Source organism: Streptomyces lincolnensis (assembly GCF_001685355.1).
GTDB classification, from domain to species: domain Bacteria; phylum Actinomycetota; class Actinomycetes; order Streptomycetales; family Streptomycetaceae; genus Streptomyces; species Streptomyces lincolnensis.
This window is the reverse complement of record NZ_CP016438.1, coordinates 2,833,792-2,859,521: the sequence shown is the minus strand read 5'-3', so window position 1 is coordinate 2,859,521 and position 25,730 is coordinate 2,833,792. Positions and strand designations below refer to the sequence as shown.

Below are 25,730 nucleotides of genomic sequence, written 5' to 3'. Positions count from 1 at the left end.
CGTCCCCGGGTCGCTCTGGGCTGCGTACGCCGCTACTCGTCCCCATCCATGCTTCTCGCTGCGCCCAGTGTACGGCGCCGGGCGGACAGCGGCCGACCGGTTTTCCGGCGGCCGGGGCGAGGGGCGCCGTGGGGCCCGGGTGTGACCCGAATGGAGTGGTACGGGTGTTCGGATTCCGGGACGGACGGTCCGGCGGATTACCGGGCGGGGAGCTGGGCACAACGCATGCAGGCTCGGCACGTGGCATGCGCGAGGCGGGCGAATCGGGTGGTGTGCCCCGTTGCCGCCGGACTCAAGTCGATTTATCGTCCCAGCACGATGCGCGTGCAAGATCACAATATGTGAAGGGGCCGCGGCCATGGTGGCGAAGAAGATCGCCGTACAGCAGTCGGCGTCCGGCAGGTCCACGAGCGCCTCCGGCGATGCGGCCAAGGACGTGAGCGGCAAGAAGAGCGCGCAGGGGGGTGCGGCCAAGCGCGCGGCCAACGCCGTGAAGACGGTGGCGGCGGGGGTGGCCGGCGAGGGGGAGGTCCCGCGGAGACCGGCGGCGGGCGCGGAGCCTGCCGGCGCGAAGCGGGTCGGCAAGAAGGCGGCCGACCAGAAGACCCCGGGCAGGAAGACGGCGGCGAAGAAGTCCGCCGCGAAGAAGTCCGTGGGGATGAAGTCCGACGGGAAGAAGGCGGCGGCGGTGGAGGCGGTCACCGGGACGGCTGCCGCGAACAAGCCCGTGGATAAGGAAGCCGTCGGGAAGAAGGTCGGCGAGAAGGCCCCCGAGAAGGTCGGGAAGAAGACCGCGGGGAAGAAGACCGTCGGGAAGAAGGCCTCCGCTTCGACGAGTGCTTCCGCGAAGAGCGGGGCTCGGAAGAGCGCGGTCGGGACGACTGCGGCCGGGGCGACCGCGGGCAAGAAGAAGAGCAGCACCTCCAAGCAGGCGGGCGCGGCCGAGGCCGCGAAGCAGACGGGAGCCACGACGGTGGTTGCGAAGAAGACCCCTGGCACGGCCACGGCGGCCAAGACCGCCGTACCCAAGGCGCGACTCGCCGCGGCGGAGCCCGGCGAGCTCGCGGTACGCCCCGGTGAGGACCCCTGGACCCCGGAGGAGGTCGAGGAGGCGCGCGCCGAACTCCAGTCCGAGGTGACACGGCTGCGGGACGAGATCAGCACGTCCGAGAAGTCCCTGGTGGGCCTGATGCGGGACTCCGGGGACGGCGCCGGCGACGACCAGGCGGACACCGGCACGAAGAACATCACGCGTGAGCACGAGATGGCCCTCGCGGCCAACGCGCGCGAGATGCTCCTCCAGAGCGGGCGCGCCCTGGAACGGCTGGACGCGGGAACGTACGGACTGTGCGAGAACTGCGGCAACCCCATCGGCAAGGCACGCATGCAGGCATTCCCGCGGGCCACCCTGTGCGTGGAGTGCAAGCAGAAGCAGGAACGCCGGTACTGACCAGTCCCTGGGTGCCGGGGGGCGTGCCGTACTCTCGTCCTCAGTCAGGTACCTAGGTTGAGGGACTCACGTGACAGAGGCGGAGCGCATCATCGGTACGCCGGATTCCCCGGAGGGGACTGGGGCCGAGCCGGAGCAGTCGTCCCGTACGGACGGGCAGGAGAGCGCCGGTGCGCGGCCCAGGGGCAAGCGGCGGATCGCCGTCCTGTTCGGGGTCGCGGCCTTCGCCTACGCCCTCGACCTGATCAGCAAGATGATCGTGGTCGCCAAGCTGGAGCACCACGAGCCCATCGAGATCATCGGGGACTGGCTGAAGTTCGAGGCCATCCGCAACGCGGGCGCGGCCTTCGGCTTCGGTGAGGCCTTCACCGTGATCTTCACGGTGATCGCGGCGGCCGTGATCGTGGTGATCGCCCGGCTGGCCCGCAAGCTGTACAGCCTGCCCTGGGCGATCGCGCTCGGTCTGCTGCTCGGTGGCGCGCTCGGCAACCTCACCGACCGGATCTTCCGCTCGCCGGGCGTCTTCGAGGGGGCGGTCGTCGACTTCATCGCGCCCAAGCACTTCGCGGTGTTCAACCTGGCCGACTCGGCGATCGTGTGCGGCGGCATCCTGATCGTGCTGCTGTCGTTCAAGGGGCTCGACCCGGACGGAACCGTCCACAAGGACTGAGGTCCGCGCGGGGTTGTCCACAGGCGCCGGTCGGGGCTGTCGGACCTGTCCGGCATACTCGACGGGTGAGCACCATTCCCGAGATTCGTACCCTGCCCGTGCCCGACGGCCTGGAGGGCGAGCGTGTCGACGCCGCCATCTCCCGCATGTTCGGCTTCTCCCGGACGAAGGCGGCCGAACTCGCCGCCACGGGGAAGGTCACGGTCGACGGATCGGTGGTCGGCAAGTCGGAGCGCGTACACGGCGGCGCCTGGCTGGAGGTCGAGATGCCGCAGGCGCCCGCGCCCGTGCAGGTGGTCGCCGAGCCCGTCGAGGGCATGGAGATCGTGCACGACGACGATGACGTGGTCGTGATCGCCAAGCCGGTCGGGGTGGCCGCGCACCCGTCGCCCGGCTGGACCGGCCCGACCGTCATCGGAGGGCTGGCCGCGGCCGGCTACCGGATCTCCACGTCCGGCGCCGCCGAGCGCCAGGGCATCGTGCACCGCCTCGACGTCGGCACGTCCGGCCTGATGGTCGTCGCCAAGTCGGAGTACGCGTACACCTCGCTCAAGCGCCAGTTCAAGGAGCGCACGGTCGACAAGCGGTACCACACGCTCGTCCAGGGCCACCCCGACCCGACCAGCGGCACCATCGACGCGCCCATCGGCCGCCACCCCCAGCACGACTACAAGTGGGCGGTCACGGCCGAGGGCAAGGCGTCCGTCACGCACTACGACCTCATCGAGGCGTTCCGCGCGGCCTCCCTCCTGGACGTGAAGCTGGAGACCGGCCGGACCCACCAGATCCGCGTCCACATGGCCGCCCACCGCCACCCCTGCGTCGGCGACCTGACCTACGGCGCCGACCCGACGCTCGCCAAGCGGCTGCACCTGACCCGCCAGTGGCTGCACGCCGTCCGGCTCGGCTTCGAGCACCCCGGGGACGGGCAGTGGGTGGAGTACGCGAGCGACTACCCGGAGGACCTCCAGCTGGCGCTGGACCGGGTGCGCGAGGAGACCTACGCGTGAGCCTGCCGTCGTACACCGTGCGCGTGGCCGAGGATCTCGCCGACCGGGAGGCGTGCTTCGCGGTGCGCAAGGAGGTCTTCGTCGGCGAGCAGGGGGTTCCCGAGGACATCGAGTACGACGCGTACGACGCCGGTGCCGTGCATGTGCTGGCCGTCCGGGAGGACGGGGCACCGCTCGGGACCGGACGGCTGCTCCACGGCGAGGCCGCGGCGGCGAAGGTCGACGGGGATCCTTCCGTGGGGGTGCTGGGGCGGCTCGCGGTGACGAAGGCGGCTCGCGGGCTCGGTGTCGGGGCGGCTCTCGTGCGGGCCGTGGAGGACGCGGCACGGGCGCGCGGGCTCACGGCGGTGGATCTGCACGCGCAGACGCACGCGTCGGGGTTCTACGAGCGGCTGGGGTACGTGGCGTACGGACCTCGGTTCCTGGACGCCGGGATGCCGCACCGGGCGATGCGGCGGGCTCTGTAGCGACGTCGGGCCCTGTGGCGGCACCGCTCGGGACGGGCATGGCAGGCTTGGGAGCCGTGCTGTGGACGTCTAGCCTGTCGGAGCGCTGACCGTGGACCAGTTGGCCCTGTTGTTCCTGCTGCTGCTCGGGGCCGTGGTGAGCGTCCCCGTGGGGGACCGGCTCGGGCTCCCGGCGCCGGTGCTGATGACGCTGCTCGGGATCGTGCTGGCACTGCTCAACTTCGTGCCGAACGTGAACGTCCCGCCGGATCTCATCCTCCCCCTGCTGTTGCCGCCCTTGCTGTACGCGGCCGTACGGCGCACGTCCTGGCGGCAGTTCACGGCCAACAGACGGCCGATCTTCCTGCTGGCCGTGGCGCTGGTGTTCGTCACCACACTGTGCGTGGCCGTCGTCGCCAACGCGATCGTGCCGGGGCTGCCGATCGCCGCCGCCGTGGCGCTCGGCGCGCTGGTCGCGCCGCCCGACCCGGTGGCCGCGACGGCGGTGGCCGGACAACTCGGGCTGCCGCGCCGGATGGTGTCCATCCTGGAGGGCGAGGGCCTCTTCAACGACGTCACGGCGATCGTGCTGTACCACGTGGCGATCGCGGCGGCCGTGAGCGGGACCTTCTCACCGTGGAAGGCCGGTCTCGACCTGGTGCTGTCCGCCGTGGTCGCGGTGTCCGTGGGGCTCGCGTTGGGCTGGGGCGCCAACAAGCTGATGGACCTGCTCGGCGACGCGACCCTCCAGATCGGGCTGACCCTGCTGGTGCCGTACGCCTCGTACGTGCTCGCGGAGGAGTTCCACGGGTCCGGCGTGCTCGCCGTGCTCACCACCGCGCTGTTCCTCGCCGAGTACGCCACCGATCCCGACGACGTGATGACACGGCTGGCCGGGCACACCTTCTGGGACATCGTCGACACGCTCGTCACGGGCGTGGCCTTCGGGCTGGTCGGCCTGGAGCTGCACAACGCGATCCGTACGGCGTCCGGGCGCTGGGGCGAGATGCTCGGGTGGGCGGCGGCCGTGGTGGGGGTGGTCGTCCTGGTGCGGCTGCTGTGGCTGCTGCCGGCCACCTGGCTCGCCAAGCGGATGCACGCCAGACGGGACCACGACGAGGACATCCCCATGGGCTGGCGGGAGACCGTCGTCATGTGGTGGTCGGGGATGCGGGGCGTTGCCTCGGCGGCCCTGGTGCTGGCGATTCCGCTCACCACGGACGACGGGTCCGCCTTCCCGGAGCGGGACGAGCTGGTGTTCATCGCCTTCGGCGTGATCATGGCGACGCTGGTGCTCCAGGGGCTGACCCTGCCGTGGCTGGTGAAGCGGCTCGGGGTGCAGGCCGACACCGATCACGAGAAGGAGCTGGAGAAGGCGCTCGCCGTACGGGCGGCCAAGGCGGCGAAGCGCAGGCTCAGGGAGATCGAGGCCGCCGAGGACCTGCCGGAGGAGCTGTCCGAGCAGATGCTGCGGCGGGCCTTCGACATCGGCGTGCGGATCAGTCCCGACCTGGGTGAGGACGAGCGCCGGGAGGGGCATGAACATCGGGTGCGGCGGCTCAAGCGGATCCGGCGGATCCAGGGGGAGATGCTGAGCGCGGCACGGCACGAGGTGCTCGCGGCGCGGAGCGAGCCGGGCGCCGACCCGGAGGTGGTGGACCGGGTGCTCCGGCATCTCGATGTGCGTAGTTTGCGATGACTTCGCACCCCTTCATGACGTGTGTGTGAAACGCGGGGGGCGGGTCCGACCACGGTTTGTAGGGTCGGGATCATGGCTCGCAACATCGTGATCAGTGGCGGCGGTACGGGAATCGGGCTTGCCGCGGCGCAGGCCTTCGCGAAGGAAGGGGACCGGGTCCTGCTGCTCGGGCGGCGGGGTGACGTGCTGGAGGGGGCCGGGGTGCCGGGGGCGCTGACGTACGCCGCCGATCTCAGTGATCCCGGTGCCGTGCAGGGGGCCGCCGACTTCGTGGCCACGGAGTTCGGCACCGTGGACGTGCTCGTCAACAGCGCGGGAGGCGCCGGGAATCTGGAGCCCGGGGCCGGGAGCGACGACCCGCTCGACACCGTCGCACATCAGTGGACCGTCAACTTCCGGATCAATCTGCTGACCGCCGCGCTGCTGACGGAGGCGCTGAAGGACCGGCTGGCCGAGCCGGGCGGGCGGGTGCTGTTCGTCAGCTCGATCGCCGCGTACCGGGGGTCCGGGAGCGGGGCGTACGGCGCGGCCAAGGCCGGCCTGCATCCGTACGCCCATGATCTGGCCCGGGAACTCGGGCCGCGCGGGATCACCGTGAACGTCGTCGCGCCCGGCTATGTCGAGGACACCGGGTTCTTCGGGGAGGCGATCGAGGAGGCGCGGCGCGAGCGGCTCGTCCGGGAGACCCCGACCGGCCGCGCCGGCACCCCCGGGGACGTCGCCGCGACCCTGCACTGGCTGGCGTCCCCGGGCGCCGGGCATGTCACCTCTCAGATCATCCAGATCAACGGGGGTGCCGAGCGCGGGCGTTGAAGGCCGGCGGCCCGAAGGGGGCCGGGAGCGTCAGCGGCCCGTGCTCGGCGGCTCGTACGCACGGCGTGGGCCCGTTCCGTCGCGGGACGGGCCATCGCCGTCCCGGGCGGGCCCGCCACCGTCGCGGGACGGCCCGCCGTTCGAGCGGGCGCGGAGCAGAACCGCGTCCGCCGTGTTGACGCGGGGCAGGGCGTAGGGGTGCTCCTCGGACAGCCAGCGGATCATCCGCTCGCGGACCGTGACCCGCACCGTCCAGATGTCGTCCGCGTCCTTGGCGGTCACCAGGGCCCTGACCTGCATGGTGTTCGGCGTGGTGTCCGTGACGTCCAGGCCGTAGGCGCGGCCGTCCCAGGCCGGGCACTCGCGCAGGATGTCGCGCAGCTTCTCGCGCATCGCGTCCAGGGGCGCCGCGTGGTCGAGGTGCCAGTAGACGATGCCGGTCATCTGGGGCGTGCCGCGCGACCAGTTCTCGAACGGCTTGGACGTGAAGTACGACACGGGCATCGTGATCCGGCGCTCGTCCCAGGTCCGGACCGTCAGGAACGTCAGGGTGATCTCCTCGACGGTGCCCCACTCGCCGTCCACCACGACCGTGTCGCCGATGCGCACCATGTCGCCGAAGGCGATCTGGAGCCCGGCGAACATGTTGGCGAGCGTCGACTGGGCGGCGACACCGGCGACGATGCCGAGGATGCCGGCCGAGGCCAGCAGCGAGGCACCGGCCGCGCGGAACGCCGGGAACGTCAGCAGCATGGTGGCCACCGCCACCACCCCGACGACCGCCGAGACCACCCGCATGATCAGCGTCACCTGGGTGCGCACCCGACGGACCCGGGCCGGATCGCGGTGGGCGCGCGCGTAGCGGCTGTAGGACGTCTCCACTATCGCGGCGGCGATCCGGATCACCAGCCAGGCGGCGGCCCCGATGAGCACGAGCGTGAGCGTCCGGCCGGCCGTCTCCTCGTGCCGGTCCAGCAGCTGCGCCTGGTCGTACGACCCTCTGAGCAGGGCCGCGCACAGGACCAGCTGGTAGGGGATGCGGCCGCGGCGCAGCAGACCCCACAGCGGGGTCTCGTGGTGTCGTTGGTTGGCCTTGCGCAGCAGCAGGTCGGTCGCCCAGCCGATGACCAGCGTGAGCAGGACCGCCCCGCCGATCACGATCAGTGGGCGGAGTACGTTCTCCATGCCCTCGAACGTAACCGGCCCCGGGTGCTCATGAACATGTGACTTCCGCCCCGTGATGGGTACGGCACGATAACCCCATGAACATCATGCTTTTCCATTCCACCTTCGGCCTCAGGCCGGCGGTGCGTGCGGCGGCCGACCGGCTGCGCGCCGCCGGGCACGAGGTGTGGACGCCGGACCTCTTCGAGGGGCGTACGTTCGACACGGTCGAGGAGGGCATGGCCTTCCAGGACGGGATCGGCAAGGACGAGCTGCTCAAGCGGGCCGTCCTGGCCGCCGCGCCCTACTCGGAGCGGGGGCTGGTGTACGCCGGGTTCTCGCTCGGCGCGTCCATCGGGCAGACCCTGGCCCTCGGCGACGACAAGGCCCGCGGGCTGCTGCTCCTGCACGGCACGTCGGACATCGCGGCGAACGCGAGCGTGGACGAGCTGCCCGTGCAGCTGCACGTCGCCGAACCGGACCCGTTCGAGACGGACGACTGGCTGAGCTCCTGGTACCTCCAGATGGGCCGGGCGGGAGCCGACGTCGAGGTCTACCGGTACGCCGGGGCCGGCCACCTCTACACCGACCCCGAGCTGCCGGACTACGACGAGGAGGCCGCCGAGGCCACCTGGCGGGTGGCGCTCGGCTTCCTGGACAGCCTCTGAGCCTCTAGACGGGACTGTAGGAGCGCTCGACCTTCTGCGTGCCGCTGCGGGTGCGGTAGGACCGCTGCCAGGCGGAGGTCGCGCTCGCCCTCGTCCTGTCGGAGAGCACGTAGTAGTCCATCTGCGCGCGCTCGGCGGTGATGTCGAGGACGCCGTAGCCGTGGCGGTCGGTGTCGACCCAGTGGACGTGCCGGTTGGCGGCCCGGATGACCGGCGCGGCGACCGCGGAGATCGTGCCCTCGGGCGCCTTGGCGAGGTCGTCGAGGTTGTCGGAGGTCACCGAGGTGACGACGAACTCCGTGGCGGCCGACGGGGACAGCGGGTACGTACCGGCGTCCACCGGCACGTCGTTGGCCCACGCCATGTGGATGTCGCCGGTCAGGAAGACGGTGTTGCGGATGGCGTTCGAGCGCAGGTGGGCGAGGATTTCGCGGCGGTCGTCCGTGTAGCCGTCCCACTGGTCGGTGTTGAGGGCGAGGCCCTCCTTCGGCAGCCCCAGCAGCTCGGCGAGCGGCTTCAGCAGGTCGGCGGTGAGCGAGCCGATGGCGAACGGCGAGATCATCACCGAGTTCCCGACCAGCCGCCAGGTGGTGTCGGACGCCTTCAGCCCGGCCTTCAGCCAGTCGAGCTGGGCGCGGCCGGTGAGCGTACGGTCCGGGTCGTCGACCGAGCCGTTGCCGACGGCGACCTGCTGCGAGCGGAAGGACCGCAGGTCGAGGAGGGAGAGGTCGGCGAGCTTGCCGAAGCGGAGGCGGCGGTAGGTGGTGCCCGCGAGCGCCGGGCGCACCGGCATCCACTCGAAGTAGGCCTGCTTGGCGGCGGCCTGACGGGCCGTCCAGATGCCCTCGGCGCCCTCGGTGTGGTTCTCGGCCCCGCCCGACCAGGCGTCGTTGGCGAACTCGTGGTCGTCCCAGATGGCCACGACGGGGGCGGCCGCGTGCAGTGCCTGGAGATCGGCGTCGGTCTTGTAGCGCCCGTGCCGGGTGCGGTAGTCGGCGAGCGTGACGATCTCGTGGGCGGGCGCGTGCTGTCGTACGACGGTGTCGCGCGTCCCGTACTCGCCGGTGCCGTACTCGTAGATGTAGTCGCCCAGGTGCAGCCAGGCGTCCAGGTCGCCGCGGGCCGCGAGATGGCGGTACGCGGAGAAGTAGCCGGCCTCCCAGTTGGCGCAGGAGACCACGCCGAAGCGGAGGCCCGGCACGGCCGCGTCGGCGGCGGGCGCGGTGCGGGTGCGGGCGACGGGGGAGTCGGTGCCCCCGGCGGAGAAGCGGAACCAGTAGTCGGTGGCGGGCCGGAGGCCGCGCACGTCCGCCTTGACGGTGTGGTCGGAGGCGGCGGTCGCGGTGACAGTGCCCTTGGCGACGATGTTCGTCAGCGCCCGGTCCTGGGCCACCACCCAGTCGACCGGGGTGTCCGGGCCGAGCCCCGACCCGGGTATGGCCTGTGCGGTGGGCGTCACTCGGGTCCACAGCAGGACGCCGTCCGGCAGCGGATCACCGGAGGCCACGCCGTGCAGGAAGGCGGGGGCCTCGTCGGCCGCGCGGGCGGGCACGGCGGCGGCGAGCGGACCGGCCAGCACGACGGTGGCGGCCGCGGCCTTGACCACCGAACGGCGGCGCGGCGAGGGGGAGTCGGCGGAGTGGGTGCTCTCGGAGGATCTGTAGCGACTGGTCACGACCGATCAGGTTACTGATCGGTATGAACGAGAGCGGGCGAACCGGTGAAAGTTCGCCCGCTCTTCCGCCGAAGGTCGGCTCGGCGCTGTTCAGCCCTTGAGGGCCGCGTCGACCACGGAGTTGAACTCGGCCACCGTCATGGGCGGGTTGCCCTGGCTGCCGGTGGTGAGGATCTTGCCGTCCATGACGAAGCTCGGGGTGCCCGTCACCTTGTCCTTGTTGGTGTCGAAGGTCTTCGACATGGCGAGCGCCCAGGCGTCGTACGTGCCGTTGGTGACCGCGTTCTGGAAGGTCTTGTTGTTCTTCAGCGCCGGGACGGTGTTCGCGACCTTGATCAGGTAGTCGTCGCTCTTGAACTCGTCCTTCGACTCCTCCGGGTGCCACTTCGTGGAGTACAGCGCGTTCTTGTACGCCATGAAGGCGTCCGGACCGACGTTCAGCGCGGCACCCATGGCGCTCATCGCGTTCTTGGAGCCCTCGCCGTTGCTGCCGATCTTGCCGTCGCCGAGCGAGTCGCCGTCGAGGAACGTCCCGCCGATGTACTGGATCTTGAACTTGCCCTCCTCGATGTCCTTGTCGAGGGTCGGGCCGACCGTCTGCTCGAACTGGGCGCAGATCGGGCAGCGCGGGTCCTCGTAGACCTTGAGGGTCTTCTTCGCGCTGCTCTTGCCTATGACGACGGTCGTGCCGTTCGTGCCCGTGGTGTTGGCCGGGGCGACGACCTTGTCGTCCTTGAGGGCCTCCCAGTGACCGGGCTTGTTGGACTGCACGACGGCGTAGCCGATACCGCCGGCCAGGGCCAGCACACCGACGACCGAACAGGCGACGACGACCTGGCGCTTGATCTTCGCGCGCTTGGCCTGCTTCTCGCGCTCCAGACGCAGCCGCTCCCGGGCGGCCGACTTCGCTGCCTGGCTGTTCCGCTTGCTCATGGTGATGTTCTCCGTAAGGGGACGCGCACACGTCGTGGTCGTGTGCGGGATACGTATGGGGACTGACTGGTGCTCAGACGCTCGGGTGCCGTGCGTGGCCGCTCGGGCTCAGGCGGCAGCGACCGAGCACGGCGGTCCGCGCCGTCCCAGGCAGTGCACGAGAATCCGCTCGCGCGCGGTGGGCGTACGGAGCGCGGGACGCCGTACGGGAGAAGTCGAGGGGGCCGTGCGGACCGTGACGGCCGCGACCGCGAGCAGCAGCGGCCGGAACGTGGTCGCGGCGACGGCGCTCAATAGCTGGGCCAGCGCCCGCTCGCCGCGGCGCAGCCAGGCGGCGGCGAGCAGACCCACGCCGATGTGCGCGCCCAGCAGCAGCCAGGCGGTCCCAGGGCCGGCCTGGGCGAGCAGGGCGCCGAGCCGGTCGGTGTCGGTGCCGGTCATCCGGGCCAGCGGGGCACCGACACTGGTGCCGTCGCCGCACAGCACGTCGAAGCCGACGGAGCGCAGGGGGCCGGTGACCGGGCCGCCGGCCGCGCCGTAACAGACGTGCTGGCCGGTGGTGAACACCGTGTCTGCGGCCAGCTCCAGCGGGATCAGCACGGCGGCGATCCGGCCGAAGCCGCGCTCGCGGCCCGCGAGGGCGTAGGCGAGGAGGAACACCACGGCGGCGATCCCCGCCACCGTGTTCAACGGCAGCGGGGCCCGGGACAGCACCACGTGCGACGCGCTGCTGAGGGTCACGACGAACGCCGTGAACAGTGCCGCGCGGAGCACTCTGAGCTGGGTCCCGGATATGTCCATAGCGAAGAGAGTCTGTCATGTGGCCCTGTAAGGGACCCCTAAAGGATCCCTGTGAAGGGCCTACCGGCAGCGGATCGTCACAGACCCGGGATCCGGCCGTTGCGGAACAGGTCCACGAAGGTCTGGTGGTCGGCACGCGCGCGTGCGCCGTAGCTGTGCGCGAAGTCGACCAACAGGGCCGCGAAACCGGCGCCGTCGTCGGAGTCCGCCGCGATCGCCGCGTCGATGGCCCGCTCGGTGGAGAACGGCACCAGGGACTCGCCGGACTGGTCGTCCGCCGCCGCGTGCATGGTGGCCGTCGCCCGGCCCAGGTCGGCGACGACCCCCGCGATCTCCTCCGGGTCGTCGATGTCGCTCCAGTCGAGGTCCACGGCGTACGGCGAGATCTCGGCGACCAGCTGGCCCGCGCCGTCCAGCTCGGTCCAGCCCAGCCACGGGTCGGCGTGCTGCTGGAGGGCACGTTGGGAGATCACCGTGCGGTGGCCCTCGTGCTGGAAGTAGTCGCGGATCGCCGGATCGGTGATGTGGCGGGAGACGGCCGGGGTCTGGGCCTGCTTGATGTAGATCACGACGTCGTTCTCCAGGGCGTCGGTGTGCCCCTCCAGCAGGATGTTGTACGACGGCAGACCGGCCGATCCGATGCCGATGCCGCGCCGGCCGACGACGTCCTTGACGCGGTAGGAGTCCGGGCGGGCCAGGGACGCCTCCGGCAGGGTCTCCAGGTAGCCGTCGAAGGCCGCGAGGACCTTGTAGCGGGTGGCCGCGTCCAGCTCGATGGAGCCGCCGCCGGGTGCGAAGCGGCGCTCGAAGTCACGGATCTCCGTCATCGACTCCAGGAGGCCGAACCGGGTGAGGGAGCGGGCGTCACGCAGCGCGTCCAGGAGCGGGCCCTGCGCGGTGTCCAGGGTGAAGGGCGGCACCTCGTCGCTCTTGGCGCCGGTGGCCAGGGCGTGGATCCGCTCGCGGTACGCGCCCGCGTACACCTGCACCAGCTCGGTGATCTGGTCGTCGCCGAGCGCCTTGGCGTAGCCGATGAGCGCGATGGAGGCGGCGAAGCGCTTGAGGTCCCAGGTGAAGGGGCCGACGTAGGCCTCGTCGAAGTCGTTGACGTTGAAGATCAGGCGGCCGTTGGCGTCCAGGTACGTGCCGAAGTTCTCGGCGTGGAGGTCGCCGTGGATCCAGACGCGGGAGGTCCGCTCGTCGAGGTACGGTCCGTCGAGTATGCCGCCGGTGCCGCGTGCGCCGCTCTCCGCGTCCAGGTCGTGGTAGAAGAGGCACGCCGTGCCCCGGTAGAACGCGAAGGCCGAGGCCGCCATCTTCCGGAACTTCACGCGGAACGCGGCCGGGTCGGCGGCGAGGAGCTGGCCGAAGGCGGTGTCGAAGACGGCGAGGATCTCCTCGCCGCGGTGCTCGTCGTTGAGCTGCGGGACCGACATCGCTGGGTGCCTCCTGGTACGGGTGGTGCGTGACGGGTGGAGCGGATCTTCTGCCCGGACCAACGTGCGAGGGTCCTGGGGAGTGCCCGTTCTTCTTCACACGAAGGTACGTGGGGGAGCCCGCCCGGTGTCAGTGCCGAGGCATAGACTTCGACGCTGTCCCCCAGACTGTCCGCAGCCTGTCGGGCCCTCGTCGACGCCCGTTTTCCTTGGAGGCCGAAGCCGTGTCAAAGCCGCCGTTCACGCACCTGCACGTCCACACCCAGTACTCGCTGCTGGACGGTGCCGCGCGGCTGAAGGACATGTTCAACGCGTGCAACGAGATGGGCATGACCCATATCGCGATGTCCGACCACGGCAACCTGCACGGGGCGTACGACTTCTTCCACACCGCGCAGAAGGCGGGGGTCACCCCGATCATCGGGATCGAGGCGTATGTGGCGCCGGAGTCGCGGCGCAACAAGCGCAAGATCCAGTGGGGGCAGCCGCACCAGAAGCGGGACGACGTCTCGGGTTCGGGTGGTTACACCCACAAGACGATCTGGGCGGCGAACAAGACGGGTCTGCACAACCTCTTCAAGCTGTCCTCGGACGCGTATGCCGAGGGCTGGTTGCAGAAGTGGCCGAGGATGGACAAGGAGACCATCTCGCAGTGGTCCGAGGGGCTCATCGCCTCCACCGGCTGTCCGTCGGGGGAGCTCCAGACCCGCCTGCGGCTGGGCCAGTTCGACGAGGCCCTGAAGTCCGCCGCCGAGTACCAGGACATCTTCGGCAAGGACCGGTACTTCCTGGAGCTGATGGACCACGGAATCGAGATCGAGCACCGGGTCCGCGACGGCCTGCTGGAGATCGGCAGGAAGCTCGGCATCCCGCCGCTGGTCACCAACGACTCGCACTACACGTACGCGCACGAGTCGGTCGCGCACGACGCGCTGCTGTGCATCCAGACCGGCAAGAACCTCTCCGATCCGGACCGCTTCCGCTTCGACGGCACCGGCTACTACCTGAAGTCCACGGACGAGATGTACGCCATCGACTCCTCGGACGCCTGGCAGGAGGGCTGCGCGAACACCCTCCTGGTCGCCGAGCAGATCGACACCACCGGCATGTTCGAGGCGAAGAACCTCATGCCGAAGTTCGACATCCCCGAGGGCTTCACCGAGGTCACCTGGTTCAAGGAGGAGGTCCGCCGGGGCATGGAGCGCCGCTTCCCCGGCGGCGTCCCGGAGGACCGGCAGAAGCAGGCCGAGTACGAGATGGACGTCATCATCCAGATGGGGTTCCCGGGCTACTTCCTCGTCGTCGCCGACTTCATCATGTGGGCCAAGAACCAGGGCATCGCGGTCGGCCCCGGCCGAGGATCCGCGGCCGGTTCGATCGTCGCGTACGCCATGGGCATCACCGACCTCGACCCGATCCCGCACGGACTGATCTTCGAGCGGTTCCTGAACCCCGAGCGCGTCTCGATGCCCGATGTCGACATCGACTTCGACGAGCGTCGGCGCGTCGAGGTGATCCGGTACGTGACGGAGAAGTACGGCGCCGACAAGGTCGCCATGATCGGCACCTACGGCAAGATCAAGGCCAAGAACGCGATCAAGGACTCCGCGCGCGTGCTGGGCTACCCGTACGCGATGGGCGACCGCCTCACCAAGGCCATGCCCGCCGATGTCCTCGGCAAGGGCATCGACCTCAACGGCATCACCGACCCCTCGCACCCGCGCTACAGCGAGGCCGGCGAGATCCGCGCGATGTACGAGAACGAACCGGACGTGAAGAAGGTCATCGACACCGCCAAGGGCGTCGAGGGCCTGGTCCGGCAGATGGGTGTGCACGCCGCCGGCGTGATCATGTCCAGCGAGCCCATCGTCGACCACGCCCCGATCTGGGTGCGGCACACGGACGGCGTGACGATCACGCAGTGGGACTACCCGCAGTGCGAGTCGCTCGGCCTGCTGAAGATGGACTTCCTCGGCCTGCGCAACCTGACGATCATGGACGACGCCGTCAAGATGGTGAAGTCCAACAAGGGCGTCGATCTCGACCTGCTGGGCCTGCCGCTGGACGATCCGGCGACCTTCGAACTGCTCCAGCGCGGCGAGACGCTCGGTGTCTTCCAGTTCGACGGCGGCCCCATGCGCTCCCTGCTGCGGCTGATGAAGCCCGACAACTTCGAAGACATCTCCGCCGTCTCCGCGCTCTACCGTCCCGGCCCGATGGGCATGGACTCGCACACCAACTACGCGCTGCGCAAGAACAAGCTCCAGGAGATCACCCCCATCCACAAGGAGCTCGAAGAGCCCCTCAGGGAGGTCCTGGACGTCACCCACGGCCTGATCGTCTACCAGGAGCAGGTGCAGAAGGCCGCCCAGATCATCGCCGGGTACTCGCTCGGCGAGGCCGACATCCTGCGCCGCGTCATGGGCAAGAAGAAGCCCGACGAGCTGGCGAAGAACTTCGTCCTCTTCCAGGAGGGCGCCCAGAAGAAGGGGTACAGCGAAGAGGCCATCAAGGCCCTGTGGGACGTGCTGGTCCCCTTCGCCGGCTACGCCTTCAACAAGGCGCACTCCGCCGCGTACGGCCTGGTCTCCTACTGGACCGCCTATCTCAAGGCCAACCATCCGGCCGAGTACATGGCGGCGTTGCTGACGTCCGTGAAGGACGACAAGGACAAGTCGGCGGTCTATCTGAACGAGTGCCGGCGGATGGGCATCAAGGTGCTGCCGCCGAATGTGAACGAGTCGGTGCACAACTTCGCCGCGCAGGGCGACGACGTGATCCTGTTCGGCCTGGAGGCGGTGCGCAACGTGGGCACCAACGTGGTCGAGTCGATCATCAAGAGCCGCAAGGCCAAGGGCAAGTACGCCTCCTTCCCCGACTATCTGGACAAGGTCGAGGCGGTCGCCTGCAACAAGCGGACCACGGAATCGCTGATCAAGGCGGGCGCGTTCGACACCCTGGGGCACACCCGCAAGGGGCTGACCGCGCACTTCGAGCCGATGATCGACAACGTGGTGGCGGTCAAGCGCAAGGAGGCCGAGGGCCAGTTCGACCTGTTCGGCGGGATGGGCGAGGAGGAGTCCAGCGAGCCCGGCTTCGGCCTGGACGTGGAGTTCACCACCGAGGAGTGGGACAAGACCTACCTGCTCGCCCAGGAGCGGGAGATGCTCGGTCTGTACGTCTCCGACCACCCGCTGTTCGGCCTGGAGCACGTCCTGTCGGACAAGGCGGACGCCGGTATCGCGCAGCTGACCGGGGGTGAGCACGCGGACGGGGCGGTGGTGACCATCGGCGGGATCATCTCCGGGCTCCAGCGCAAGATGACCAAGCAGGGCAACGCCTGGGCGATCGCCACCGTGGAGGACCTGGCGGGCTCGATCGAGTGCATGTTCTTCCCGGCGACCTATCAGCTGGTCTCCACCCAACTCGTCGAGGACGCGGTGGTCTTCGTCAAGGGCCGCCTCGACAAGCGCGAGGACGTCCCCCGGCTGGTCGCGATGGAACTCCAGGTCCCCGACCTGTCGAACGCGGGCACCAACGCGCCCGTGATCCTCACCATCCCGGCCACCCGGGTCACCCCGCCGATGGTCAGCCGCCTCGGCGAGATCCTCAGCCACCACAAGGGCGAGAGCGAGGTCCGGATCAAGCTCCAGGGCCCGCGCAAGACCACCGTGCTGCGCCTGGACCGGCACCGGGTCAAGCCGGACCCGGCCCTCTTCGGCGACCTGAAGGTGCTGCTGGGACCGTCCTGCCTGGCCGGCTGAGAACGGCTGGTTGAGAACGGCCGACTGCGAGCGGGCGGCTGACGTGCGCGAGGGGCGCATCCGAGACCGGATGCGCCCCTCGACGTGTGCCTGGCCGTCAACGGCCCGCTGTGCAGGTGTCAGTTGTGGCCGAAGCGCTTCTGCTTGCCCTTGCGGGCGATGTCGCTCGGCGTCACCTGCGTCATGCGCTGCTCGGCCTGCGCCTCCGTCGAGGACCGCTCGGCCTGCTGCTGACCACGCTCGGACTGCGGCTGCTTACGTTCACGGTTCTTGTTCTTGGCCATGGGGATCTGCCTCCTGTGGGGGATCTAGGGGCCAGGGCCGGGACCAGATTCACATAGGCTGACAAAGAGCGCATGTCGGATAATTACGGTGTGTGACAGGGAATGTCGCCGGGCGATGTCCCGAAACGCCACGCCGAAGATCGAGTTCGGGCCGTTAACCCCCGCGCCGTCGGGCAGACTCGAAGCAAGCCCGAAGCAAACCTCCCGGGAAGAGGGTGAGTCGCGTGGACCGCTGCATCGTCCTGGTGGACGCCGGGTATCTGCTGGGGGCGGCGGCCAGTCTCCTCGCCGGGGAACCCTCGCGCTCCCGGATCACCGTGGATCACACCGCCCTCATCCAGGGACTGCGCGACCGAGCCGAGTCCGACACGGAGCGCCCGCTGCTGCGCATCTACTGGTTCGACGGCGCCCCCGACCGCGTCCCGCAGCCCGAGCACCGCAGACTGCGCGTGATGCCCCGGGTCACCGTCCGGCTCGGCGCCCTGACCCGAAGCGACGGACGCTGGGCGCAGAAGGGCGTGGACGCCGCCATGCACGCCGAGCTGACCGAACTGGCCCGCAACCGCGCCTGCTCCGACATCGTCCTGGTCACCGGTGACGGCGACCTGCTGCCGGGCATGATGGCCGCCAAGGAGCACGGCGTCGCCGTACATCTGTGGGCCGTGCAGGCCGCCGACGGGGACTACAACCAGTCCGAGGATCTGGTCGCCGAGGCCGACGAGCGGCGGGTGCTGGACCGTACGTGGATCACCAAGGCCGTACGCGCCAAGGAGATCGGCGGAATCTGCGCGCCGCCGCCCGCGCCGCGGCCCGAGATCGCAGCGATCCTCTCCGCGCCGCTGCCCGAGTCCGCGCTCTCCTCGGGGGAGCGGTCCGCCGAGGAGAGCGAGCACGCGGCCGCGTCCGCCGCCTCGGAGAACGGCACCCAGGAGCGGGTGCCCGCGCCCAAGGGCGTGCCCACCCCCAAGGACCTGGCCGCGCTGCGCGCCCCCGGCGTCCAGCCCGCCCAGCCGCCGCAGACCGCGACCCTGCGCTGGTCCTCCGACAAAGGCTGGGTCGACCGGCCCGGAGTCACCTCGGAGCCCCCCGAGATCGCCACCATGCCGACGCTCGCCCAGCTGACCACCGCCGAGCAGCGGTGGGCCGACCGGGAGGAGGACATCACCACGGTCGGCGGCGATCCGTTCGAGGTGGGGCAGGTCTTCGCGCGCCGGTGGATGGAGCGGCTGGGCGACCAGGGCCATGTCCCGAAACTGTCCGGCATGTACCCGCGGATCCCGCACCGCATCGACGGCGAGCTGCTGCGGTACGCGGCCCGCTTCGGGCTGCTCGCACACAAGGACGACCAGATCGACGAGCACGACCGCTACGCCATCCGGGCCGGCTTCTGGCGGGAGATCGACGCGCGTACGGCGGCCGAACACGCGCCCGCCGGCGAGTGAGATCCTTACCGGCCGATCGACCGCGATGAACCGACCCGAGGGCGGGCGAGCGTTCCCGACCCCGTAGTCTCGTCCCTTGTGAGTACGCGCGCGGCACAGCCACTTCGACACGGTGGTGGCGTCGTGTGCGCGGTGCGCGGGCTGACCAAGACCTATCCGGCGGTACGGGGGCGGCGGGGCACACCGGGAACACCCGAGGTGAGGGCCACTGACGACGTACGGCTGGACATCCGGGGCGGTGAGATCTTCGGGCTCCTCGGTCCCAACGGCGCCGGCAAGACGACCCTGGTGCGCCAGCTGACCGGGCTGATGCGGCCCGACCGGGGCAGCGTCGAGATCCTCGGGCACGACATCGTGCGCCATCCCGAGCGGGCCTCCCGGATCCTCGCCTACCTCGGCCAGGAATCCACCGCCCTCGACGAGCTGACCGTGTCGCTCGCCGCCGAGACCACCGGGCGGCTGCGCGGCCTGGAGGCGGCCCGGGCGCGGGCCGAGCGGGACGCCGTACTGGAGGAGCTGGGGCTCACCGGGCTCGCCGGGCGGCCGCTGAAGAAGCTCTCCGGCGGGCAGCGGCGGCTGGCGTGTCTCGCAGCCGCGCTGGTCGGGGAGCGGCCGCTGCTGGTGCTCGACGAGCCGACCACCGCCATGGACCCCGTGGCGCGGCGCGCGGTGTGGTCCGCGGTCGACCGGCGCCGGGCCGAACGCGGTACGACCGTCCTGCTCGTCACCCACAACGTCATCGAGGCCGAGACCGTCCTCGACCGGGTCGCCGTCCTCGACCGGGGACGGGTGATCGCCTGCGACACGCCCACCGGGCTCAAGGAGCAGGTCGCCGGGGACGTCCGGGTCGACCTGGTCTGGCGCGAGGGCGCCCCGCTGCATGTGCCCGAGGTCGCCGCGCTGCGCGACCGGGTCGTGGAGTCCGGGCGCCGCTGGACCCTCAGGCTCGCCCCGGAGGAGGCGCGGGCGGTCGTCGCCACCGTCACCGGTGGGGCCGCCTTCGCCGCGCTCGACGACTTCACCCTGACCACGCCCAGCCTGGAGGATGTGTACCTGGCGCTGGGCGGTGCCGCACGGCAGGGACTGGTGAAGGGGTGAGGTCTTGAGTGCACGGACCGCCGTATCCGTACAGAACAAGCGGAACAGGACGTCTGCCGGAGTGAAACCGAGAGAGGGGAGCCGCACGAGGTGAGTGTCGTACCCGCCGAGGTTCTGCCGGGCAGTGCCCTGGCCGTGGAGGAGCCGGTCCGGGAGGCCGCCGAGCTCGGGCCGCGCGCGCGGCTGTGGCCGGCGCTGGCGGCCGTGTACCGGGCGCAGCTGTCCCGGGCCCGGGTCGCGCGTATCCCGCTGCTGTTCGTGGCGACCTTCCAGTCCGTCGGGATCATGATCCTGATGCGCGGGGTCGTGGACGGCGGCGGTGAGGCCCAGGCGGTCGTGGCCGGATCGGCGGTGCTCGTCGTCGCCTTCGTCGCGCTGAACCTGCTCGCGCAGTACTTCGGGCAGCTGCGGGCCAGCGGCGGGCTCGACCACTACGCGACCCTGCCCGTGCCGCCGGCCGCCGTGGTGCTCGGGGCGGCGGGCGCGTACGCCTCCTTCACCGTGCCCGGGACCGTCGTGACGGCCGTCTTCGGCTGTGTGCTGTTCGGGCTGCCGATCGCGCACCTGTGGGTGCTCATCGCCGTCATCCCGCTCGCGGGTGCCGCGCTCGCCGGGCTCGGGGCCGCGTGCGGGCTGCTGGCGCCGCGGCCGGAGCTGGCCACGCTGCTCGGGCAGCTGGGCATGTCGGCGGCGCTGCTGCTGGGCGTGCTGCCTGCCGACCGGATGCCGGAGGCGGTGCGGTTCCTGCGGGACCTGCTGCCGTCGACGTACGGCGTGGAGGCCTTCGCTCGGACCTTCGGGCCGCATCCCGACTGGGCCCTCGTACTCGGTGATCTCGCTGTGTGCGGTGTGGTCGGCGTGGTGTCGCTGGCCGTCGCCACCTGGGCGTACCGTCGGGCGGCCGTCCGATGACGCGCCGCACAGGCGGGACTGGCACGATGTCAGGGTGACCGCACCGTTGACTCCCTCTTCTTCGCCGCACGAACCGTCCTCGCAGACTTCTCAGGCCTCGCAGACTTCGCAGAGCGCGTGGCAGGGGTCTGGCGACGGGTATGCCGCTCCGGCGCCCTTCGACACCGGGTATGGACAGGATGGTCCCGGGATGAGGACCGAAGTGCGGGAGGCCGCCGTGATCGCGGTGGCGGTGGCGCTCGGTGGCGTGCTGCTGGGGGTGCTGTGGTGGTGGCTGGCGCCTCGGGTGCCGCTGGTGGGGGACGTGGTCGACAGGAACTGGGTCGTCTACCTCAAGGACACCGAGGGGGAGCAGGCCGTCGGGGTGGATGGAACGTTCACTCTGCTGGGGCTGGCGTTCGGGGTGGTGACCGCGTTCGTCGTGTTCCTCGTGCGGCGGCGGGGTGGGGTGCCGCTGGTGGTGGCGCTCACCGTCGGGGGGCTGCTCGGGTCCTTGCTGGCCTGGCGGTTGGGGGTGTGGCTCGGGCCCGCGCAGGATGTGGTGGCGCATGCGCGGTCGGTGGGCAAGGGGGTCACGTTCTCCGCGCCGTTGAAGTTGGGGGCGAAGGGGGCGTTGCTGGCGTGGTCGCTGGCGGCGGTGCTGGTTCATCTCGGGCTGACGGGGTTGTTCGGGCCGCGGGATCCTGAGCCGGGGGGTTATGAGGCGGTGCCTACGGATGGGTACGGGGCGCCGTTGGCGTGAGGGATGGGCTGAGGTGGCCGCCGTGTGGTGTCGCCCCCGCCGCCCCTACCCGTCCCATCCCCAGGGGCTGCCGCCCCTTCGACCCCGCCGTCCCAAGGGGCTCCGCCCCCTGGACCCCCGATCGGCCCTCAAGGGGCCTCGTCCTCAAACGCCGGACGGGCTGAGAGTGCCTGGGCCGGTGTTCTGAGGCTCGGCCACCCGCTGCCGCCCTCTGCGGGTGGGTGGGGGATCGGGATGGCGAGGTCTCGTTCGTGCACGCGGGACGGGCTGAGAGTGCCTGGGCCGGTGTTCTGAGGCTCGGCCACCCGTTGCCGCCCTCTGTGGGTGGGTGGGGGATCGGGATGGCGAGGCCCCGTCCCTCGCACGCCGGATGGGTTGGAAAGACCTAGGCCGGGCGCCTGCCGTGGTTTGCTCGGCCCTTTTTGGTGCGCCACCTGCGTTTGCGGGTTCTCTTCGACATGTTCCTGGTACTTAGCCGAGGAACGGGGGGCCGTCGAGGGGTCAGGCACGTCCGATGGGGGCCAGGACCGCGGCGGTGAGGTGGGCGAGGTCGGTGGGGGAGAGTTCGACTTCCAGGCCGCGGCGGCCGGCGGAGACGCAGATGGTGGGGTGGGTGGCGGCCGAGGCGTCGAGGACGGTGGGGAGCTTCTTGCGCTGGCCGAGGGGGGAGATGCCGCCGCGGACGTAGCCGGTGGTGCGTTCGGCGAGGGCGGGGTCGGCCATGGTGGCGCGTTTGCCGCCGACCGCCGCGGCGAGGGCCTTGAGGTCGAGCGAGCCCGCGACCGGGACCACGGCCACCGTCAGGGCGCCGTCGACGTCGGCCACCAGGGTCTTGAAGACCCGCTCCGGGGAGACGCCCATGGCCTCGGCGGCCTCCTCGCCGTAGGACGGGTGGGAGGGGTCGTGGTCGTAGGCGTGGACGGTGTACGGCGTGCCGGTGGTGGTGAGGGCGACCGTCGCCGGGGTGCCGCCCGCCTGCTGCTTCTGCTTCTTCGCCATGACAGTTCCCGGTCTCAGTTCAGACTTGTCGGGCCGCGCGTCAGCTCCGACGCCGGCAACGACGGCAGATTACGGATGATCGCGGTCTCGGCGCGAAGGAGTTTCAGCTCGTCGCGCAGGCGGGACGCGGTGTCCGGGGCCTGGAGCAGGCGCTGCTTCGTCGGGGTGTCGAGCATCATCGCGGCGGCCACCAGGTAGGAGACGACCGAGGGTTCGTCCGGCAGGTCCGCGCCGGTCGACAGGGAGCGTTCACGGGCGCCCGCCAGGCGCTTCTGGTACTGGCGGAAGGAGCGCAGGACGCCTTCCGCCAGGGCGCCGGCCTCCTCGCCCGGGTCCTCCGGAAGGTCCTCCAGCTCCGCCGTCAGGAAGGGCCCGGACGCGTCGACCGACAGCAGGCGGACCCGGCTGGTACCGGTGGCCAGCACCTCGAAGGTGCCGTCGGCCCGCTCCCGGATCGTCGCCGCGTCCGCAACGCAGCCGATGGAGTGGAACGCCTTGACCGGGTCGTCGCCGAAGCCGGCCGCGGGGCCGCGTTCGGGGACGGCCGTCTGGTCCGGCAGACCGGGCCCGCTCGGCGCCACCTCGTGGCCGTCGCGGATCGTCACGACGGCGAATCGGCGCGATTCCTCCTCGGGGGTCTTCTGCAACTCGCGCATCATGGCGCGGTAGCGCTCCTCGAAGATGTTCAGAGGAAGCACGAGCCCCGGGAACAGCACAGAGTTCAGGGGGAAGAGCGGGAGCCGCACGGTGGTCACGACGCAAGAGCCTAATGGTCGTCGGAGGGCGCGCGTCCGGCGCGCTCACTCCGTGGATGCAGGGAGGGCTCCCGCGGCAGATCCGAACCCGTCCCCCGGTGGATCGCGTCGCGGACCTCCAGGAAACGGCCGAGCGGGTCGTCGGCGAACAGCTCCCAGGGGAAGGAGGTGGCGTACGGGCCGATCAGACGCAGCTGTTCCCCGGCGTCCGCCCAGCGCTCCAGGCGTACCAGGACGTACATCAGCTTGTTGCGGATCTCGGCCCGCCAGGGGTCGGCGGCCGGGAACCCGGCGGAGAGCGTGATCGCCCGGTCGGCCGCCGCGTCCAGCCGCTCGCGCGGCACCGCGGGACCGCAGCCGTCGGTCAGATAGGACAGGGCGGCCCGGGCGGGCAGCGCCTGGACGAGCGAGCCGGCCGGGGCGTCCTGCGCGGCCCGCTCGGCGAAGTCGAAGCACGCCGGGTGGGCGCCGTGCCAGGCGGAGGCGAGGTACTTCAGGGCGGCCACATGGCAGCCGTAGTGGTGCGGGGCGCGGCGGATCGCCGCCTCCCACAGCTCCTCGAAGTACTTGTGGCCGGCCTGTGCGCCGCGGGCGTGGTCCAGCGCGATCCGCCACGGCACCGGGTCGCGGTCCTCGGCGCGGGCCGCCGCCGTGATCAGGGGGCTCACCTCGCGCAGCGCCTCCGCCCGCACCGGTGACCGCCAGGCGCGGTCCACGGCGAGCTGGGCGCCGAGCAGCAGCGCGTCCGGGTCGCGCGGGGCGGCCGTACGCCAGGCGTCGAACCACTCGGAGCGGGAGCCGGCGAAGGAGGCTAGGCGACGCGCGTAGCGGTCGCGGTTCTCCCAGTCGGCGTCGGCGCGGGTGCCGGCCAGCAGGGCGGACGCGGGCCCGAACTCGCCCGCGCCGGCCGCGACCAGAGCGGGGCCGAGCCGGTCGTCGGGCGCGTCGAGGAGTACCTCGTCGGCGGGCGGTCCGGCGACGGGGTACGGGTCGTTCCGGTGCATCCGGGTGGTGCGGATGAACGGGGGCAGCAGAGCCATGGTGTCGACCATTGAAAGACCCCTGGTCACGACGGCGCCAGCCGGAACGCCCAACTCGCGGAAAGTTGTATGACCGAAAGTCAAGGAACGGCAAAATGGTGACCGTTCAACAACTGGCCGACCGGGGGTCCCATCAGCGACTTCACCGGTTCCTACCGGTCGGTTCACCAAGTCGGCGCATGTCGGCAGGTTTGCTAATTTCGCCGGAGCAGCCGCGTCGCCCCCGCCGCCACCGTCGTCGCCAGCACCCAGCCCAGCAGGATCATCACCGCGGCCAGCCACTGCCAGCCGCCGCTCAGCTGCCAGAACCCGACCTGCCCCAGATCGATGACCGGGAGCAGCAGATCGAGGGCGAAGAGGGCCGGATTCCACGGCGGGTGCTCGCCTCTCTTGAGCGGGGGATGACTGGCGTGCGCGAAGGCCACCGAACTCGCCGCCCACAGCACGGCCATCCATACGGCCGCCCGGCCCGGCCGGTACCCGTAGGCGACCGTCCAGTCCTGGACGTACCCCCACAGCTTGGCGGCGATGGGCAGGCTCTCGCGGCGCCGGCGCTGCTTGGCGAGCAGCACCTCGCGGGCGTCCTCGTCCTCGCCGCCCGCCCGCAGCACCGCGGCCAGCCGCTCGTACGGCTCCGGGTTGTACTCGGCGGTCGCCGCGGCCACCCAGTCCAGTCGCTCCCGCAGCGGGAACGGGCCGCGCGGCACCAGGTTCTCGTAGCCGAAGCCGCCCATGTGCAGTCGGCCCGGGCCCGGCCAGGCGTCCGCCCGGTCCATCAGGTTGACCACCTTCGCGCCCGACAGCGCGACCCCGCCGCGCGCCGGCCGCTCCCCGAGGAAGCGCAGCTCGGGCGTCTGCACCCGGCGCAGCGACAGCTCCTGCTCGTCGGTGAAGGTGAACCGGGCCCGCTCCAGGTCGACCGCGTCCCCGAACCGTCCGTCGTCCAGGCGCACTCCGCCCTGGCACTCGAACCTCTGGATGCGCGTCCCGTGCGCGGGTGTCGTCCCGCTCAGCAGGATGCTGCCGACGCCCGCGGGGGTCAGGTACAGCGAGCGCCCGACGGTCAGTTGCGGGGCGTTCAGCGCGAACCGCGTGTACGGGTTGGCCAGCCGGGCGCCGCGCAGGCTCAGCGAGACGCCGATCGTCGCGGCGCGCAGCCGCAGTTCGCCGTGCGACTCCAGCATCTCGGCCTGGAGGTCCTGGCCGATGGTCATGCCGTCCGCGGCGACCGAGCGCCCGGTGCGGTCGCGGTAGACGATCGCCTGGTTGAGCAGCAGGTCGGTGCCTATCTGCGCGTCGGTCAGCCGCACGCCGTTGTGGAAGCGGCAGCGCGGCAGATGCAGATCGCCCTCGGTGTGGACCCGGGCGGCCTCCAGGCGCGGGACCGCGCAGTCCACCAGCCGCAGGGTGGTGAACCGGGCCTCCGGCAGCAGGACGTCCTTCTCGAAGCGGCAGCCGCGCATCTCGACGTACGGCACGACGGTGCCGCCCGCGAGGTCCAGGGTGCCGATGATCCGCACCCCGGTGAGCTTCAGGGACGACACCCGGCCCGCGAGCGCGGGCGGTCCGTCCAGCAGCAGCCAGCACACGATGCGGGCCCGCACGGTCCGCTCGGGCCCCCAGGGATGCCCGCCGTGCGGATCGTCGACGAGTGCGTCGCCGCTGCTCAGGTCGTACACAGTGCCGTTGCGGAAGGCCTGCCACATGCCGGCCTCGGTGGCGGTCAGATCGTCCGGCAGGTCTCCGTCCCGGATGCCGGCCCCTTCGGTCACGTCTCTTCCATCCCCCTCATCTACTCGTGGGTTCGTACACTTGTTCATGCCCGCTGAGTAACCCCTCGAACACCAAACGTGAAGGCGATCTTCCGGGTTCCCGCCGGTATCCGTATCAGCCAATGGAATGCGCGAACAGGCCCTGAGCGGCGTCTGA

General features: G+C 70.9%; 23 protein-coding genes. 12 read left to right on the top strand and 11 right to left on the bottom strand.

The features are described from left to right. Positions 1 to 358 precede the first annotated feature (358 nt). The 6 genes from SLINC_RS12665 to SLINC_RS12640 all read left to right on the top strand — a co-directional run bounded on the left by SLINC_RS12665 (position 359) and on the right by SLINC_RS12640 (position 6,088). Positions 359 to 1,450: a TraR/DksA family transcriptional regulator gene (locus SLINC_RS12665; RefSeq protein ID WP_067430977.1), complete on the top strand. Its 1,092-nt coding sequence runs from the start codon at positions 359 to 361 to the stop codon at positions 1,448 to 1,450. A 70-nt stretch (positions 1,451 to 1,520) separates the two neighbouring features. Continuing rightward, a complete protein-coding gene (gene lspA / locus SLINC_RS12660) occupies positions 1,521 to 2,120 on the top strand; it encodes a signal peptidase II (RefSeq protein ID WP_067430974.1) in 600 nt (199 codons plus the stop codon). Between the two features lie 65 nt (positions 2,121 to 2,185). After that, positions 2,186 to 3,130, top strand: a complete 945-nt coding sequence (locus SLINC_RS12655) for an RluA family pseudouridine synthase (protein ID WP_067430971.1) — start codon at positions 2,186 to 2,188, stop codon at positions 3,128 to 3,130. After that, positions 3,127 to 3,597 carry a GNAT family N-acetyltransferase gene (locus SLINC_RS12650; protein WP_067430970.1) on the top strand — a complete coding sequence of 157 codons (471 nt, stop codon included), beginning with the start codon at positions 3,127 to 3,129 and terminating at the stop codon, positions 3,595 to 3,597. The genes SLINC_RS12655 and SLINC_RS12650 overlap by 4 nt, the downstream gene beginning before the upstream one ends. Positions 3,598 to 3,688: 91 nt before the next feature. Beyond that, positions 3,689 to 5,275 (top strand): Na+/H+ antiporter, encoded by a 1,587-nt coding sequence (locus SLINC_RS12645; RefSeq protein WP_067430965.1) that lies wholly within the window; start codon positions 3,689 to 3,691, stop codon positions 5,273 to 5,275. Between the two features lie 72 nt (positions 5,276 to 5,347). Next, positions 5,348 to 6,088, top strand: a complete 741-nt coding sequence (locus tag SLINC_RS12640; RefSeq protein ID WP_067430962.1) for an SDR family NAD(P)-dependent oxidoreductase — start codon at positions 5,348 to 5,350, stop codon at positions 6,086 to 6,088. A 30-nt stretch (positions 6,089 to 6,118) separates the two neighbouring features. Here the strand turns inward: SLINC_RS12640 and SLINC_RS12635 are convergent, their stop codons facing one another. Then, positions 6,119 to 7,273 carry a mechanosensitive ion channel family protein gene (locus SLINC_RS12635; RefSeq protein ID WP_067430957.1) on the bottom strand — a complete coding sequence of 385 codons (1,155 nt, stop codon included), beginning with the start codon at positions 7,271 to 7,273 and terminating at the stop codon, positions 6,119 to 6,121. A gap of 77 nt (positions 7,274 to 7,350) precedes the next feature. On the opposite strand from SLINC_RS12635, the gene SLINC_RS12630 reads away from it, so the two are divergent. After that, a complete protein-coding gene (locus SLINC_RS12630; protein ID WP_067430954.1) occupies positions 7,351 to 7,920 on the top strand; it encodes a dienelactone hydrolase family protein in 570 nt (189 codons plus the stop codon). A gap of 4 nt (positions 7,921 to 7,924) precedes the next feature. On the opposite strand, the gene SLINC_RS12625 is transcribed toward SLINC_RS12630, so the two are convergent. From SLINC_RS12625 to SLINC_RS12610, 4 genes are all read right to left on the bottom strand, one after another. Beyond that, positions 7,925 to 9,595 carry an alkaline phosphatase D family protein gene (locus SLINC_RS12625; RefSeq protein WP_067430952.1) on the bottom strand — a complete coding sequence of 557 codons (1,671 nt, stop codon included), beginning with the start codon at positions 9,593 to 9,595 and terminating at the stop codon, positions 7,925 to 7,927. A gap of 90 nt (positions 9,596 to 9,685) precedes the next feature. Next, complete coding sequence (locus SLINC_RS12620) at positions 9,686 to 10,528, bottom strand: thioredoxin domain-containing protein (protein WP_067430950.1); 843 nt, start codon at positions 10,526 to 10,528, stop codon at positions 9,686 to 9,688. A 108-nt stretch (positions 10,529 to 10,636) separates the two neighbouring features. Next, the gene (locus SLINC_RS12615; RefSeq protein ID WP_067430945.1) at positions 10,637 to 11,329 is read right to left on the bottom strand and encodes a hypothetical protein; all 693 of its coding nucleotides are present in this window, start codon (positions 11,327 to 11,329) and stop codon (positions 10,637 to 10,639) included. Positions 11,330 to 11,406: 77 nt separating this feature from the next. Next, complete coding sequence (locus tag SLINC_RS12610; RefSeq protein ID WP_067430943.1) at positions 11,407 to 12,765, bottom strand: DUF2252 domain-containing protein; 1,359 nt, start codon at positions 12,763 to 12,765, stop codon at positions 11,407 to 11,409. Between the two features lie 224 nt (positions 12,766 to 12,989). Here SLINC_RS12610 and dnaE point away from each other — a divergent pair, with 224 nt between their 5' ends. Then, positions 12,990 to 16,529: a DNA polymerase III subunit alpha gene (gene dnaE, locus SLINC_RS12605; RefSeq protein WP_067430942.1), complete on the top strand. Its 3,540-nt coding sequence runs from the start codon at positions 12,990 to 12,992 to the stop codon at positions 16,527 to 16,529. 119 nt (positions 16,530 to 16,648) lie between these two features. Here dnaE and SLINC_RS48450 read toward each other — a convergent pair whose 3' ends face one another. Next, a complete protein-coding gene (locus SLINC_RS48450) occupies positions 16,649 to 16,813 on the bottom strand; it encodes a hypothetical protein (protein WP_170068268.1) in 165 nt (54 codons plus the stop codon). A 224-nt stretch (positions 16,814 to 17,037) separates the two neighbouring features. On the opposite strand from SLINC_RS48450, the gene SLINC_RS12600 reads away from it, so the two are divergent. From SLINC_RS12600 to SLINC_RS12585, 4 genes are all read left to right on the top strand, one after another. Further along, positions 17,038 to 18,255 (top strand): NYN domain-containing protein, encoded by a 1,218-nt coding sequence (locus SLINC_RS12600; protein WP_067430938.1) that lies wholly within the window; start codon positions 17,038 to 17,040, stop codon positions 18,253 to 18,255. A gap of 123 nt (positions 18,256 to 18,378) precedes the next feature. Continuing rightward, the gene (locus tag SLINC_RS12595) at positions 18,379 to 19,353 is read left to right on the top strand and encodes an ABC transporter ATP-binding protein (protein ID WP_067430935.1); all 975 of its coding nucleotides are present in this window, start codon (positions 18,379 to 18,381) and stop codon (positions 19,351 to 19,353) included. A gap of 90 nt (positions 19,354 to 19,443) precedes the next feature. Next, the gene (locus SLINC_RS12590) at positions 19,444 to 20,265 is read left to right on the top strand and encodes an ABC transporter permease (protein ID WP_067430932.1); all 822 of its coding nucleotides are present in this window, start codon (positions 19,444 to 19,446) and stop codon (positions 20,263 to 20,265) included. Between the two features lie 190 nt (positions 20,266 to 20,455). Beyond that, entirely contained in the window at positions 20,456 to 21,007 is a 552-nt protein-coding gene (locus SLINC_RS12585; RefSeq protein ID WP_375141481.1) for a DUF2567 domain-containing protein, read from the top strand. A 385-nt stretch (positions 21,008 to 21,392) separates the two neighbouring features. Here SLINC_RS12585 and SLINC_RS50625 read toward each other — a convergent pair whose 3' ends face one another. The 5 genes from SLINC_RS50625 to SLINC_RS12565 form a co-directional block, all read right to left on the bottom strand. Further along, entirely contained in the window at positions 21,393 to 21,467 is a 75-nt protein-coding gene (locus tag SLINC_RS50625) for a hypothetical protein (RefSeq protein WP_467053770.1), read from the bottom strand. A 41-nt stretch (positions 21,468 to 21,508) separates the two neighbouring features. Then, on the bottom strand, positions 21,509 to 22,006 hold the full coding sequence (ybaK, locus tag SLINC_RS12580; protein WP_067430927.1) for a Cys-tRNA(Pro) deacylase: 498 nt from the start codon (positions 22,004 to 22,006) through the stop codon (positions 21,509 to 21,511). A 14-nt stretch (positions 22,007 to 22,020) separates the two neighbouring features. After that, positions 22,021 to 22,761, bottom strand: a complete 741-nt coding sequence (locus tag SLINC_RS12575) for an LON peptidase substrate-binding domain-containing protein (protein WP_067430924.1) — start codon at positions 22,759 to 22,761, stop codon at positions 22,021 to 22,023. 11 nt (positions 22,762 to 22,772) lie between these two features. Next, the gene (locus tag SLINC_RS12570) at positions 22,773 to 23,813 is read right to left on the bottom strand and encodes a hypothetical protein (protein ID WP_067430920.1); all 1,041 of its coding nucleotides are present in this window, start codon (positions 23,811 to 23,813) and stop codon (positions 22,773 to 22,775) included. 182 nt (positions 23,814 to 23,995) lie between these two features. Next, positions 23,996 to 25,573: an oxidoreductase gene (locus SLINC_RS12565; protein WP_067430918.1), complete on the bottom strand. Its 1,578-nt coding sequence runs from the start codon at positions 25,571 to 25,573 to the stop codon at positions 23,996 to 23,998. Between the last annotated feature and the right edge of the window lie 157 nt (positions 25,574 to 25,730).